The sequence below is a fragment of the Neobacillus sp. YIM B06451 genome (assembly GCF_032667185.1).
Classification (GTDB): Bacteria; Bacillota; Bacilli; order Bacillales; family Cytobacillaceae; genus Bacillus_D.
The window spans coordinates 329,338-344,783 of sequence record NZ_JAVFKJ010000001.1 but is presented as its reverse complement, the minus strand read 5'-3'; the positions used below and the strand labels follow the sequence as shown (position 1 = coordinate 344,783).

Annotated in this window: 11 protein-coding genes; 1 reads left to right on the top strand and 10 read right to left on the bottom strand. The window is 49.2% G+C overall.

Annotated features, from left to right (window positions below; translation table 11 throughout):
- Positions 1-42: 42 nt before the first annotated feature.
- A complete protein-coding gene (locus RB160_RS01620; protein ID WP_316569041.1) occupies positions 43-918 on the bottom strand; it encodes a YicC/YloC family endoribonuclease in 876 nt (291 codons plus the stop codon).
- Positions 919-1,253: 335 nt separating this feature from the next.
- Positions 1,254-3,935, bottom strand: a complete 2,682-nt coding sequence (locus RB160_RS01615; RefSeq protein ID WP_316568461.1) for a cation-translocating P-type ATPase — start codon at positions 3,933-3,935, stop codon at positions 1,254-1,256.
- A 183-nt stretch (positions 3,936-4,118) separates the two neighbouring features.
- Here RB160_RS01615 and RB160_RS01610 point away from each other — a divergent pair, with 183 nt between their 5' ends.
- Complete coding sequence (locus tag RB160_RS01610) at positions 4,119-5,831, top strand: Rqc2 family fibronectin-binding protein (RefSeq protein ID WP_316568460.1); 1,713 nt, start codon at positions 4,119-4,121, stop codon at positions 5,829-5,831.
- Positions 5,832-5,908: 77 nt separating this feature from the next.
- On the opposite strand, the gene pyrE is transcribed toward RB160_RS01610, so the two are convergent.
- The 8 genes from pyrE to RB160_RS01570 are packed head-to-tail and all read right to left on the bottom strand — an operon-like array spanning position 5,909 to position 15,394.
- Positions 5,909-6,532, bottom strand: coding sequence for an orotate phosphoribosyltransferase (pyrE, locus tag RB160_RS01605; RefSeq protein WP_316568459.1), 624 nt, complete (start codon positions 6,530-6,532; stop codon positions 5,909-5,911).
- Positions 6,529-7,248 (bottom strand): orotidine-5'-phosphate decarboxylase, encoded by a 720-nt coding sequence (pyrF, locus tag RB160_RS01600; RefSeq protein ID WP_316568458.1) that lies wholly within the window; start codon positions 7,246-7,248, stop codon positions 6,529-6,531. The genes pyrE and pyrF overlap by 4 nt, the downstream gene beginning before the upstream one ends.
- Positions 7,217-8,158: a dihydroorotate dehydrogenase gene (locus RB160_RS01595; protein ID WP_316568457.1), complete on the bottom strand. Its 942-nt coding sequence runs from the start codon at positions 8,156-8,158 to the stop codon at positions 7,217-7,219. Before RB160_RS01595 ends, pyrF begins: the two co-directional genes overlap by 32 nt.
- A complete protein-coding gene (locus RB160_RS01590; protein ID WP_316568456.1) occupies positions 8,155-8,931 on the bottom strand; it encodes a dihydroorotate dehydrogenase electron transfer subunit in 777 nt (258 codons plus the stop codon). Before RB160_RS01590 ends, RB160_RS01595 begins: the two co-directional genes overlap by 4 nt.
- Positions 8,928-12,134: a carbamoyl-phosphate synthase large subunit gene (carB, locus tag RB160_RS01585; RefSeq protein WP_316568455.1), complete on the bottom strand. Its 3,207-nt coding sequence runs from the start codon at positions 12,132-12,134 to the stop codon at positions 8,928-8,930. The genes RB160_RS01590 and carB overlap by 4 nt, the downstream gene beginning before the upstream one ends.
- On the bottom strand, positions 12,113-13,219 hold the full coding sequence (locus RB160_RS01580) for a carbamoyl phosphate synthase small subunit (protein ID WP_316568454.1): 1,107 nt from the start codon (positions 13,217-13,219) through the stop codon (positions 12,113-12,115). Before RB160_RS01580 ends, carB begins: the two co-directional genes overlap by 22 nt.
- A complete protein-coding gene (locus RB160_RS01575; protein WP_316568453.1) occupies positions 13,216-14,505 on the bottom strand; it encodes a dihydroorotase in 1,290 nt (429 codons plus the stop codon). The genes RB160_RS01580 and RB160_RS01575 overlap by 4 nt, the downstream gene beginning before the upstream one ends.
- Positions 14,468-15,394 carry an aspartate carbamoyltransferase catalytic subunit gene (locus tag RB160_RS01570; protein ID WP_316569040.1) on the bottom strand — a complete coding sequence of 309 codons (927 nt, stop codon included), beginning with the start codon at positions 15,392-15,394 and terminating at the stop codon, positions 14,468-14,470. The genes RB160_RS01575 and RB160_RS01570 overlap by 38 nt, the downstream gene beginning before the upstream one ends.
- Positions 15,395-15,446 lie beyond the last annotated feature (52 nt).

The following is a 15,446-nucleotide window of genomic DNA, read 5'->3' as shown; positions in this document are numbered from 1 at the left end:
TTTATCATTATGCCCCTTGGGATGCCTTCTAAAACGGGGCTCCTATTCAATGTTCTGAATTTGCTCTTTCAGCTTTTCAAGCAGGCTCTTAAGTACAACAACTTGTTCGGATATACGTGAATCATTCGACTTCGACCCGATTGTATTTACCTCCCGGTTCATTTCCTGAACTAGGAAGTCCAGCTTTCTTCCAACCGGGTCCGATTCATCCAAGGCGGCTTGGAATTGGCCGATATGGCTTTTCAGCCTCTCCAGTTCTTCATTGATATCTGATTTATCTGCAAACAGGGCTACTTCGGCGAGAATCCTCGATTCATCAGCCCCGCCATCAAGCAACTCCGACATCCGTTTGGCAAGCCTTTCCCTATATTGCTCAACGACGGACGGAGCATAGACTGTCAGCTCTGATGCGATATCATGAAAACGCGCCAAATTGGAGGACAAATCTTCCTTCAGTGCTTCACCTTCCGCCATTCGCATTTGCTTCGCCATCGACCCAGCCTCATCGATTGCCTCCAGAATCATGGCCTCAAGCTCCTCATTCCCGCTTTCCCGTTCCTCAATATGTACGAATTCCTCCCGCCCAAGCACATGCTTAAAGGCTTCCATGGAATCAAACCCGTATTTGGCACCAGCCTCGGCAATAAAACGGTAATAGCCGTCCAGCAGGTCCCAATCGACACGAAGGACCTTTTCGTGGGGCCCTTCCCCTTCCACGGAAATGTGCACTTCTGCACGGCCCCTGCGGATATGGCGGCCAAGAGCCTTTTTAAACTTGTCTTCTGCCTTCAACAGGTAGCGGGGCATACGGAAACTAAACTCACAAAATCGATGATTAACCGTTTTGACTTCAACATGTATGGAAAAGGTTCCGGTTTCTTTTTTACAGCTTCCAAAACCAGTCATGCTCACAATCATCATCCGCACATCCTTTTCACAATCCGGCCGGCTCTATTGCCATTCCAGAACAAAATGCGTAAGCGCCTTGGTCAGCCCCGACCAGCATAAGACGGGGCCTGCAGGACGGGCCTGCCCTCCGGAGGGAACCAGCTTATGACCTCGAGGGGCTAGGCGCTCCTCGGAAAAGAAAAACACTTTTCCTTCGTGCGATGCTATGCTGCCGTAGCTTTCCTTCTGGAGCTGGATTACAATAACTTATTTTGAGTTATCCACAAGGTTCAATTTTATAAATTCCTATGTATAAAGAAAAGGCAATAGAGCCGTCTCTACTACCTTTGTGATTATATCATACCTCATTTTGTTTTTCTTGCCAAAAATGTTCCTGCCAACAAAAAAGTTGGAATTGCGGAAAGCCCTACAATCAATAGCCAATCATTTGGCCTAATGGCAACCGTATGGAATACCGGCTGCAGCGGCGGATAGTAAATGACTGCAACCATCAAGGCTGCCGATGATACTACCGCCCAGACAAGATATTTGTTCCCGAACGGGTTCCTGGAAAGAACGGAAATTTCACTGCGGCAGTCGAATACATGAATGAGCTGGGCAAGGACGAGTGTAGCGAATGCAACTGTCCTGGCATATTCCAGCTGTTCCGGATGCCTGTTGTAAATCGCCATAAAGGCAAGAAGCGTTACAATCCCAATCAAAAATCCCCGCGAGACTACTTTCCAGCCAAGGCCCCGTGCGAAAACACCCTCACGTGGGCTTCTCGGCTTCCTCTTCATCACATTTTCCTCTGGCTTGTCGAGGCCAAGGGCCATGGCAGGCAGCCCGTCCGTCACCAGATTCACCCATAGGATTTGGATGGGAACTAGTGGGAGCGGCAGGGCAAGGATCATGGCGAAAAGCATGACAAGGATTTCTCCTACATTTGAAGCCAGTAAATATCGGATGAATTTACGAATATTTTCATAAATGTTCCTGCCCTCTTTAATGGCCGATTTTATGGTGGCAAAATTATCGTCGAGAAGGACGAGCGACGACGCTTCTTTGGCAACATCCGTCCCTGTATTTCCCATGGCAACGCCAATATCGGCGGCCTTGATCGCGGGAGCGTCATTCACGCCGTCACCGGTCATCGCTACAATATGCCCGCGGTTTTGGAACGCCTTCACTATTTTCAGCTTATGCTCAGGCGAAACACGAGCAAAAACCGAAACGTCTTCAACGACCTCTTCAAGTTCTTCGACTGTCATTTCTGAAAGTGCCTTGCCATCCATAACCCTGCTGTTCCGAGAAAGGATTCCGAGCTGGCTGGCGATAGCCTTTGCCGTTATGACATGGTCTCCAGTAATCATGACCGTCTTAATTCCCGCTTCACGGCATTCGCGTACAGCATCCTTTACCTCGGGCCGCGGAGGATCAATCATTCCCTGTATGCCGATGAAAGTCAAATCCTTTTCCGCTTCACGTTCATTCAGGATAACACGCCCTGCAGGCAGGGGCTTATAAGCAACAGCTATCGTCCTCAATGCTTTTGATGCAAGGCTTTCAACTGCAGCGTTGGCCTCCGCCTTCGTTTCGCCAGACATCTGTTGGACTCTTCCATCTTTTAGGATACCGCTACTTACCCCAATCAGGACATCAGGCGCACCTTTTGTAACAACAAAGACCTTTCCATGCCTGTCCTCGACGATAATACTCATCATCTTTCGGGACGAATCGAATGGGAACTCATTTACAATTTTATATTCTTCGAGAAGTTTTTTTCTATCATACCCGGCCTTCATGGCGCTGATAAGAAGTGCGCCTTCCGTTGGATCCCCATCCAGGAAAAGCTCGTTCTCCTTCCGGGCCAACACTGAATGGTTGCAGAGCATTCCAAACATGAGTAGCTGCTGGAGCGCTTTTTCGTTCCTCACCTGGATGGACTGCTTGTTCCCTCCGTAAAAGCTGCCCTCTGGCTGATAACCGATCCCGTCTACGGTCCAGCTCTTCCCGCCGCTCCACAAATGGGTAACCGTCATCTTGTTTTGTGTCATCGTCCCTGTTTTATCCGAACAAATGACCGATGCGCAACCGAGTGTTTCGACCGCGGGTAGCTTCCTGACAATTGCATTGCTTTTTATCATTTTCTGGACGCCAAGCGAGAGGGCAACGGTTACAATGGCGGGCAAGCCTTCCGGGATCGCTGCAACAGCAAGCGAGACGCCCGCCAAAACCATCTCGTACAGGCCATGTCCCTGGATAAGACCGATCACGACAACAAGCAACGTTAATAATAACGCGACTGTAATGAGTATTTTCCCTAGCTGGGCGAGCCTTCTTTGCAAAGGCGTCTCCGCTGTTTCCGCATTTTGAAGCAACTCGGCAATCTGGCCCATCGCCGTTTTCATCCCGGTCGCAATAATGGTTCCATAGCCGCTCCCCCTAGTGACCATCGTACCCATGAATGCAATATTCTCCATATCCCCTAGTCCAGGGTTGGGTACGGATAGAACATCGGTGCCTTTTGAAACTGGCACAGATTCTCCTGTAAGGGCCGACTCTTCAATTTCTAGGCTTTTAGATTCGATAATCCGTACATCGGCCCCGATTCTATCCCCGCTTGAGAATTTGACGACATCACCCGGGACAGCCTCCCTCGAAGGGATTTTAAGCCATTTCCCTTCACGGAGCACATGGATTTGCGGTGCCGATAATTCCTTCAATGCCTGAAGGGATTTTTCAGCTTTCCTTTCCTGAAAAAAACCAAGGCAGCCATTTATCAAAACGATTGTAATAATCGCTATGGCATCGATATACTCGCCCAACAGCCCGGATATGAGCGTAGCTGCCAGAAGGACCAGGACCATAAAATCCTTGAACTGGCTAAGAAAAAGCAGCAGCGCGGATTGCTTTTCCCCTTCTTCGAGCTCATTGTACCCGTGGATTTTTATCCGCTTCCCCGCTTCATCCAGGGATAATCCAGACGAATAGTCAGTATTCAGTGCCTCTTCCACCTGGCTTGTATTCATTTCATGGAACCTCATCCGGCCATCACGCTTCCCCCTTTGATTTTTCCACGGAACGCCATATTTCCTCCCGCATTCCATACTCTCAAGTAAGCTTATTCAGACTCGTCCAAAAAAATGCTAAAATAGAAGGAGCAACAGCTTCAGTGCATAAGATGCTTCTAGATTGCGTTAAAACTAGTGAAAGAGAAGGTATTTTCGATGTCATTTGATGGATTATTTACTAGAGCCATGGCCGGCGAGCTTTCCAACATACTTTCTGGCGGCCGTATCAATAAAGTTCAACAGCCGTATAAAAATGAAATCATTCTCGTCATTAGGGCAAATGGCGCCAACCATCGCCTCCTTCTTTCCGCCCATCCCAGCTACGCACGGGTTCAATTGACGAATGAAACGCATGAAAACCCTAGTGAGCCACCGATGTTCTGCATGCTCCTTAGGAAACATATCGAAGGCTATATACTCGAGGACGTTTACCAATCCGGTACGGACAGGATCCTCATTTTTGAAATAAAGGGGCGGAATGAAATTGGCGATATCAGCTACAAGCAGCTGATTGTCGAGATTATGGGGAAACACAGCAATATCATCCTTGTGGATAAAAACAGGCAGATGATATTGGATAGCATCAAACACGTGTCGTTCGCGTTGAATACCCATAGGGCCATCCTTCCCGGCCAGCCCTACATAGCACCACCGGAACAACATAAAATGGACCCATTTAAGGCGACAGATGAAGATGTGCTGAAAACAATTGATTTTAATAGCGGGAAGCTCGACAAGCAACTGGTCGACGCTTTTTCCGGTGTGTCTCCACTGTTCGCAAAGGAAGCTGTGTTCTCAAGCGGCCTGGCAAACAGGACGACAATGCCGAAAGCTTTCGTTTCAATGATTGACCGGATCCGCGATGGCAGGATTGAACCAGCGATAACGTCCGGCCCGAGCAAGGAGGCATTTTACCTGTTTCCCCTCCATCACCTGAAAGGCGAACCGAGGGTTTTTCCAACCTTGAGCGGCATGCTGGACCGTTATTATTTTGGCAAAGCCGAGAGGGACAGGGTTAAACAACAGGCTGGCGACCTTGAAAGGTTTATCGCTAATGAAAAAGAAAAGAATGAAAAGAAAATCGAGAAGCTGAAGAAAACCCTGAAGGACGCGGAAAAAGCAGAGGAGTTCCAAAAATTCGGGGAACTGTTGACAGCGAATATGCATGCAGCAAAAAAAGGTATGAAAGAAATTGAGGTGCTTGATTACTACGATGAAAATGGGGCGATGGCGGTCATTCCGCTTGACCCACAAAAAACGCCATCTGAAAACGCGCAAAAATATTTTTCAAAATACCAGAAAGCCAAAAATGCTGTTTTGGCCGTGAATGAACAAATTGATAAAGCGGAAGCAGAAGCGGTTTATTTTGACGGCCTGCTGCAGCAGCTTGATTCCGCTTCCCCAAGTGATGTAGAAGAAATCAGGGAGGAACTTGCCGAAGGTGGCTACATCAGACAGCGGGCGAAAAAGAATGGGAAAAAACAGGCCAACTCGAAACCCGTGCTTGACAGCTATACCGCTTCGGATGGAATAGAAATACTCGTCGGCAAAAACAACAAGCAAAATGATTATTTGACCGGAAAGCTTGCAGGACGGGATGAAATCTGGCTCCATACGAAAGATATCCCGGGTTCGCACGTTGTCATCCGGAGCAAGGAGCCTTCCGAAGAAACAATCCGTGAAGCCGCGATGCTCGCAGCCTATTTTTCAAAGGCTCGAGATTCCGGTTCCGTCCCGGTGGATTATACGCGTGTCAGGCATGTTAAAAAACCAAATGGCGCGAAACCAGGATTTGTCATCTACGACAATCAAAAAACAGTCTATGTGACCCCTGACGAAGAAACGGTGCTGGCACTTAAGAAAAAATAGCCGGCCTGCACCGGCGAGGCAGGTAAAGAATAATGTACGATATGAAATAGCCCGGCTTCTATGCCGGGCTAGAACTTTTATTTCATCCATTCACTCGGGTTTTTGTACCACTCCATCAGGAGGCCGAGTTCGTCTTCCTTGATATACCCCTCATCCGCCGCGATTTTTGCGAGTTCTGGAAAATCAGTAATCGTATAAGCGGCAAGGCCGGCATCCGCTAGCTCCTTTTTCCCCTTTTCAAGCCCATAGGTGAAAATCGCCGCGACCCCAAGGACTTCCGCACCGGCTTCCTCAAGCGCCCTTGCAGCTGTAATCACACTGCCCCCGGTTGAAATAAGGTCTTCGATGATAACGGCCTTTTGTCCTTTATCCACCTTGCCCTCGATCTGATTGCCCTTTCCATGCCCTTTCGCGCTGCTGCGGACATAACACATCGGAAGCTCCATATCGGCGCTTACCCATGCGGCGTGGGGGATTCCCGCAGTGGCAGTCCCGGCAATTACCTCTACATCGGGAAAATGCATATGTATCAATGAAATCAGGCCTTCCGCAATCGCCTTCCGGATAGCCGGATAGGAAAGTGTCAGCCTGTTATCGCAATAAATCGGTGACTTTATTCCGGATGTCCATGTAAACGGCTCATTCGGCCTTAAAGTTACTGCATTGATTTCTAATAGTTGCGCGGCAATTGTTTTGTTCATCGTGATGCTCCTTTCCAAGCTTCCATCCATGTTTCATAGGCTTCAACAGGTTTTTCGGCCCTGATGATCGGCCTGCCCACGACAATGGCCGATATCCCGGCTTCGCGCGCCTTTTTAGGGGTTGCAACTCGTTTTTGATCTTGGTGGCTATCAGTACCCATCCTAATGCCAGGAGTCACCGTCAAAAATCCGCTGCCTTGAAGTTCCATAATCTTTCCGGCTTCCCATGCGGAGCAAACGACTCCATCCAGTCCGGCTGACTTGGCTAAAGAAGCATAATGTAATACAGATTCGTCAAGGGAAACAGGAATGAGCTGTTCCTCCTGCATCCTTGCTTCTTCCGTGCTGGTAAGTTGTGTGACGGCAACACAGGCTGGCCTCACTCCTCCCGCAGGCGTTCCGGCCTCAAGCCCTTCCATCGCAGCTTCCATCATTGCTTTCCCCCCGGCCGCATGGACGGTTGTCAAATCGCATCCAAGGCTGGAAAGCGACCTCATCGCGCTCATGACAGTGTTCGGGATGTCATGAAGCTTCAAATCAAGGAAGACGCGATGGCCCATTTCCTTCAAAGTATGGACTGTCCGCGGACCTTCCTTGTAAAACAGCTCCATTCCGACTTTCAAAAACAGGTTGTGGTTGGTAAAAGGCTTAAGGAATCTTTCAACCTCTGCCATGTCCCCAAAATCAAGCGCGATGATAAGCGGGTTGTCCTGCATTGTTCCAGCTCCTTCCCTTGCATTCGAGGATATGTTCATATCCCAATTCATCAAGCAAAACAGGCAATTCTTCGATGATTTGCGGGCACACAAACGGGTCGGTGAAGTTTGCCGTCCCGACCGCGATGGCACTAGCTCCCGCGTAGAAAAATTCAATTACATCAGTTGCGGACTGGATACCTCCCATGCCAATGATCGGCAGGCTTGTTCTCTGGCTTACTTCATAAACCATTCTTAAAGCAACCGGTTTGACTGCCGGTCCCGAGAGCCCACCGGTCCTGTTCGCAAGTATCGGTTTGGCGGTTTTAAGGTCCATTCTCATTCCGAGGAGGGTATTGATCATAGTGAGGCCGTCCGCGCCGCCGGCTTCCGCAGCAAGGGCGAGCTCCACTATATTTGTTACATTTGGTGAAAGTTTCACATATACAGGTACGGCGGAAACATTCTTTACCTTTTTCGTGAGTTCCCTCAACACGACAGGATCTGTCCCAAAGGCGATCCCGCCTTCCTTCACATTCGGACACGAAACATTCAATTCGAGGGCGCGGACATTCGGCGCCTTTGAAATATGCCTTGCCACCTCGACATACTCATCTTCGGTAGAGCCAGCAACATTTGCAATAATCGGCACATTGAATTGTTCAAGCCAGGGAAGTTCCGTTGCGATAATTTCCTTGTAGCCTGGGTTTTGAAGACCAATCGCGTTCAGCATACCTGACGGGGTTTCCGCAACACGCGGCGTGGGGTTCCCGAACCGCGGTTCGCCGGTAGCCGCCTTGATCATGATTGCTCCAAGAACGTCCAAATCGTAGAGCCTGCTAAACTCCCTGCCGAAGCCAAAACAGCCGGAAGCCGGAATGACCGGATTTTTCAGGTTTAACCCAGGCAATGAAATTTCAAGTCTGTTCATAATACTACCTCCCCGGCACGGAATACAGGCCCATCACTGCAAACCTTTTTATAAGCATGGCCAGACTTATCCCCTGGCACCCTGCAGACACAGGCAAAACATGCGCCGATGCCGCAGCCCATCCGTTCTTCTAGAGAAAGGAACACTTTCTTATCCGGATACGTTGCCTCCAAAGCTTTTAGCATCGGAACCGGGCCGCACGCATATAGAGTGTCGAAGCCAAGCTGTTCCTTCCTCAAGATATCCGTCACAAACCCCTTTTCCCCATATGTCCCATCGGCTGTTGCGATAAATGTATCCCCAAGCTCCGAAAATTCTTTTTCGTAAAAAACGGATGAAGCTGTCTGGAAACCAAGTATATGGACTACTTTGACACCCTTCTCGACGAGTTGGCGGGATAGCTCATAAAGAGGCGGAACACCTATCCCCCCGCCAACAAGCAAGGCAATTTCCCCGGCGGCAGTCTCACTGGCCGGAAACCCGTTTCCTAGCGGGCCGAGGATATCGATTGCTGTTCCAGCCGTATAGGTTGATAGCAACTTTGTCCCCTCGCCGCCTGCACGATATATGAGTGTCATCCTGCCGTTCTGCCTGTCGATTGACGAGATGCTGATTGGCCGCCTTAAAAGCGGTCCCATCGCACCGCCAATCTTTATATGCACAAATTGGCCCGGCGATGCTCCCATCGGCATTTTCCCTTCAACCGTCAGCCTGAAGATTGAGTCTGCAATTTCTTCCTGGCGGACAATCGCGCACATTTCTTTTGTAATCAAATCAAAGCTGCCTCCCTTGTGTTTGGGCCGATTGTTTCTACTGAAAAACTCATTGATTCAATAACTTTTAAAATAGCGCCGGCAGTATCAAGCGATGTAAGGCAAGGAATCCCATTTTCAACTGCTTCCCTTCTGATTCTGAAGCCATCCCGCTCTGGCTGCCTGCCCTTCGTTAACGTATTGATGATAAATTGAACCTCGCCCTTATGGATAATATCGACAAGCGTAGGCCCCTCGGAACCGATTTTCCCAACAACCTCAACAGGGATTCCAGCCTTATCAATTGCCGCCGCAGTACCGGAAGTCGCGATGATCCTGTAGCCCTGCGAAGCAAACCTTTTTGCGAGGGAAACCCCTTCCGGTTTGTCCTTATCCGACACTGTCATAAGAACTGCGCCAAATTGCGGAATCGAAATTCCGGAAGCTACTACGCCTTTGTATAAGGCTTTTTCAAGCGAAAAATCTTTGCCCATTACTTCTCCGGTTGATTTCATCTCCGGGCCAAGCGTAATATCGACGCTTCTTAATTTCGCAAAAGAGAAGACGGGCACTTTTACAAAAACTTCTTCTTTCTCCGGCATGATTCCGCCTTGGTAGCCCTGTTCACGGATGGAAATGCCAAGAACCGCCTTCGTTCCGATTTTAGCCATTGGAACGTTTGTAATTTTGCTTAGGAATGGGACAGTCCTGCTTGAGCGGGGATTCACTTCAAGAACATATATGCCGCTATCAGACAGGACGAACTGAATGTTCAAAAGGCCAATGATGTTCAACCCTTTTGCAAGCCTTGTGGTATAGTCAGCGATCCTCCGCTTTTCTTCAACTGTCAGCGATTGCGGCGGGTAGACGGCAATCGAGTCTCCCGAGTGGACTCCCGCCCTTTCAATGTGCTCCATTATCCCTGGAATCAACACATCCGTTCCGTCCGAAATTGCATCAACCTCAATTTCCCTGCCCGTGATATAGCGGTCCACTAGGACTGGATGGCCCGAATTGACTTTTACCGCGTTTTTCATATAAAGAATTAAATCCTGTTCATTGTGGACGATTTCCATCGCCCTCCCCCCGAGGACGTAGGAAGGGCGGACGAGTACAGGATAGCCGATTTCATTCGCAATCGTAACGGCTTCCTGGACGGATAATGCCGTTTTACCAATTGGCATCGGTATCCCGAGTTCTACAAGGGCGCGCTCGAATTTGTCGCGATCCTCCGCCCTATCAAGGTCCTCAAGGCTCGTGCCCAATATCCGGACGCCCCTTTCTGCAAGTCCTGATGCAAGATTGATAGCCGTTTGGCCGCCAAATTGGACCACGATTCCAATCGGCTTCTCATGTTCGATGACGTGCATCACATCCTCGATCGTGAGCGGTTCAAAATACAGCTTGTCAGAGATGCTGAAATCGGTCGATACCGTTTCTGGATTGCTGTTTATGATAATTGCTTCATAGCCTGCTTCCTGGATAGCCTTTACCGAATGGACGGTCGCATAGTCAAATTCAATCCCCTGGCCGATCCTGATTGGACCGGACCCCAATACAACAACGCTTTTCCTGGTACTCGGCACCGATTCATTTTCATTTTCGTACGTTCCGTAAAAATACGGTGTCGCTGCTTCAAATTCGGATGCGCATGTATCGACCATCTTGTATACTGGCAATATACCATGCTGCTTCCTCCATTCAGAAACGTCCAGTTCCCCGCAGCCCCATAACCAGGCTAATGCCTTATCCGAAAATCCGCGTTTTTTTGCCTCTAGGGCAACAAAATAGTCGAAAGGCTTGTTTTTAAGGATGATTTCAAGGTCAAGAATCCCTTTAAATTTTCTTAAAAAGAAAAGGTCGATTTGACTCCATTCGTGAATAACCTCGACTGAAACTCCCCGCCTCATTGCTTCGGCAATATAGAACAACCGCTCATCAACAGCTTTCCGAATTCGTTTTTCAACCGTATCATCCGAAATGGATTCCCCGCCAGGCAAGGCAAAATGATGGACGTTCGCTTCAAGTGACCGGATCGCTTTTAAAAGCGATTCTTCAAATGTCCGCCCAATTGCCATAACTTCACCAGTAGCCTTCATTTGTGTCCCAAGTTCCCGGTTTCCTGTTTCAAATTTATCAAACGGCCACCTCGGAATTTTTGTCACGACGTAATCAAGTGCAGGTTCAAAACTTGCATATGTTTTGCCCGTGACAGGGTTGATCATTTCATCAAGGGTCAGGCCAACAGCAATTTTTGCGGCCAATTTCGCAATTGGGTATCCGGTTGCCTTGGAGGCAAGCGCCGAAGACCGGCTGACCCTCGGATTCACTTCGATGATATAATAGTTGAAACTTTCGGGGTCAAGGGCTAACTGTACATTGCACCCTCCCTCAATGCCAAGGGCGCGGATTATCTTCAACGATACGTTTCTTAAAAGCTGGTATTCCCTGTCGCTCAATGTCTGGCTCGGGGCCACAACGATAGAGTCGCCCGTATGGATACCAACAGGATCGATGTTTTCCATATTGCAGACAACAATTGCCGTGTCGTTGGCGTCACGCATCACTTCGTATTCGATTTCCTTATAGCCGGCAATGCTCTTTTCCAAAAGGCATTGTCCAACAGGGCTGTTTTTCAATCCGCTTAAAACTATTTCTTCAAGCTCTCCGAAATTCGAGCAAATTCCCCCGCCAGTCCCGCCAAGTGTGAAGGCGGGTCGGACGATGACCGGAAAACCGATTTTTTCGGCAAATGTTTTGGCTTCCGGGAGCGAGTGGACAATAGCGCTTTCGGGTACTGGCTCGCCAAGCTCATTCATCAGATTTCTGAAAAGCTCACGGTCCTCAGCCTTTTCAATCGCATCCAGCTTTGTACCAAGAATTTCGGTCCCGCATTCCTTAAGCACGCCCGATTTGGCAAGCTCCACCGCCAGGTTGAGGCCAGTCTGCCCGCCGAGGGTCGCAACAAGCGCATTCGGACGTTCTTTTCTAATAATCCGCGATACAAACTCCACCGTCAGCGGCTCTATATAAACCTTATCAGCAATTTCCGCATCGGTCATGATCGTCGCGGGATTCGAGTTTACGAGAATGACCTTGTACCCTTCTTCCTTCAAAGCAAGGCATGCCTGTGTACCGGCATAATCAAATTCAGCTGCCTGCCCAATGATGATGGGGCCTGAACCAATAACCAGAATGGTTTCTATATCCGTACGCTTTGGCATGCTCGCACTCCTTCTTTTTCATGGGTTTCAATCATGTTCAGAAATTGATCGAAGAGATTATTTGCATCGTCCGGGCCAGGTGATGCTTCCGGATGGTATTGGACGCTGAATGCGGGAAGGCTGGAATGCCGGAGCCCCTCGATAGTGCCGTCATTCACCGCGATATGGGTAACTTCCAATTCGGTGTTTTTTAGGGAATCAGCTTTAACGGAATATCCGTGGTTTTGCGAGGTAATCGTGATTTTCCCAGTCGATAGCTCCTTGACCGGGTGATTGGAGCCACGGTGGCCGAACACCATTTTTTCGGTATCAGCACCCGATGCCAGGGCAAACAGCTGATGGCCAAGACAAATTCCGAAAATCGGCACCTTGCCAAGGATTTCCCTGATCATATTGATTGCTTCAGGTACATCCTTTGGATCTCCGGGGCCATTTGAAAGCATGATGCCATCCGGCCGGAGCTGCATGATTTCATCCGCGGTTGTATCATAAGGAACCACCGTCACATCGCAACCCCGCTTGTTCAACTCCCTCAATATCCCATGCTTCATTCCATAATCGACGAGGACAACCCTTTTGCCACGGCCGGGGCTAGGATAAGCATTTTTTGTCGAAACCATTTTGACATGGCCGGTAAGAAGCGGCTGGCTTTTTAGTCTCTCAACCACTTCCTCCATATCAGATTCAATTCCGCAAATGGCACCCTTCATTGTTCCATGCTTGCGGATCGCCCTTGTCAGCATCCGGGTGTCGATTCCTTTTAATCCGGGAATTTTCTTGATTTTTAAAAACTCATCGAGTGTTGTTTCACTTCTCCAGTTGGATGGAAAGCTTTCCGCTTCTTTTACAATCAAGGCTCCTATTGCCGGATTGATTGATTCAAAATCATCGCGATTGATTCCGTAATTCCCGATTAATGGGTACGTAAGGACGACGAGCTGCCGGCAATAGCTTGGATCTGAAAGAATTTCCTGATATCCCGTCATGCCGGTATTGAAAACTACTTCACCTTCTGTTTCTGAAAGGTCCCCAAAACCTTCGCCAATAAAAACAGTGCCATCTTCGAGTATCAGTTTTCGTTTCATGCCAATACGTCCGCCTTTTCTTCCCAGGCGACTTTTCCTGCTGCTATCGTCAAGACCGGCCAGCCTTTGCACGGCCAGCCTGCAAACGGCGTGTTTTTCCCTTTGGACAAAAATTCGAGCGGGTTGATTTCCCGTTGAGTTTCCAAATCCAGCAGGACGATATCTGCCGCTGCGCCTTCTTCAAGCTTTCCAAACGGAAGCCCGAACGCTTCAGCTGGTTTAATAGTTAGCAAATCGACCAGCTGCTGCAGACTGAGTATGCCTTTTTCAACAAAATGGGTGTACAGAAGTGGAAATGCTGTTTCAAGGCCTGTTATCCCAAATGGGGCAAGCTGCATTCCCTCCGCCTTTTCTTCAGCCGTATGCGGAGCATGGTCGGTGGCGATAAAGTCAATTGTTCCGTCTAGGAGCCCCTCAATCAATGCCTCCTGATCCGCTTTGCCCCTTAAAGGCGGGTTCATTTTGTAATTGGCATCGAGGCCTGGTATGTCGTCCTCACACAACAGGAGGTGGTGTGGGGTAACTTCCGCAGTGACGCGGATCCCAGCGCGCTTCGCATCACGGACCACCCTCACCGATTCCTTCGTGCTTATGTGGCAAACATGGTAGTGGCAGTTGGCTGCTTCCGCAAGCAGAACATCCCTGGCGATATGAACGCTTTCACATACGGAAGGAATCCCGTTAAGGCCGTTTACCTTTGAAAATGAACCTTCATGGACGCACCCTTTGTTAATGAGCGAATCCTCTTCGCAATGGGCCACAATCGCCATATCAAGCTCGGCCGCTTTTTTCATCGCTTCAAGCATTAACGCTGCCGTCTGCACGCCTACTCCGTCATCCGTAAAAGCGAATGCGCCAGCCTCCTTCATTTCTTCGAAGTTAGTCAGTTCCCTGCCCAACTCGCGGACTGTAATCGAAGCATAGGGAAGCACACGGACCGCAGCCGTTTTTGCAATCCTTTCCTGAAGCCAGTCAAGCTGCTCCTTCGAATCCGGGACGGGCCTTGTATTTGGCATCGCGGCGACAGTAGTGAATCCACCCTTCGCAGCCGCCAGTGTACCTGTTTCAATCGTTTCCTTCTTTTCACCACCGGGTTCCCGAAGATGGACGTGGAGATCGATGAAACCGGGTGCCGCGAAATATCCATCACCATCAATGGTCCTGTCCGCCTCCAGATTTAGTTCCCGGCCAATTTTTGCGATCGTCCCGTTCTCTATGAAAATATCCTTTATTTCCAATCCTGTAGATTTATCTTGCAATCGCACGTTTTTCAGTAAAAGCTTCATGGTACCAACCTCCTGTTTTTTGTGCCAAAGCCCTCTTCAGGACCGCCATTCGGACATAAACGCCATTTTCCATCTGTTTAAAAATCCTCGAACGAGGTGATTCTACGAGACTTGAAGCAATTTCGACATCCCTGTTGACAGGGGCCGGATGCATGATGATGCTGCCGGGCTTCATATGTTTTTCCCTTTCAAGGGTAAGCCCGAAATCGTAATGGTACTCTTCTTTCGATATTCCCGAATGCCTTTCATGTCGTTCGTGCTGGATCCGGAGCAGCATGACAACATCAGCTGTCCTCACCGCACTGTCGATTTCCTCATAGTTCGTATGCCCATCAAACCACTCCGGTGGACCTGAAAAAACGACTTCTGCACCAAGCTTTTTCAACGCGACAGCATTGGAATGGGCGACCCTACTATGCCGGATGTCTCCGACAATCGCAACCTTCAAACCTTCGAACCTGCCAAACTCTTGCTTGATTGTCATCAGGTCAAGGAGCGATTGGGTCGGGTGGTGGCCGCAGCCGTCGCCTGCGTTTAGAATCGGGATTCTGCAGCCCCCAATGAGTTCGTCATAGTACTGGTCAGCAGGATGCCGGATGATGACCGCATCCACCCCGATCGATTCCAGTGTACGGACCGTGTCATAAAGCGTTTCACCCTTGAGCGCACTTGAAGCACTTGCCTCAAACTGGATAACTTCAAGGCCTAGCTTCCGCTCCGCGACTTCAAAGCTGCACTTCGTCCTGGTGCTAGGTTCAAAGAATAGATTCGAAACAAACGCCGGCCTTTGCGGAGCCCAGATTGCCCCTTTTGAAAAGCCTTCCGCTTCATCAATCAGTGTGTGGATTTCTTCCGGCTGCAAATCAGCCATAGTCAGTAAATGCTTGATCATTTGTCCATTCCTCCCCAGATTTTGTGCTTTAGGGCGAAAGAAAACGCCC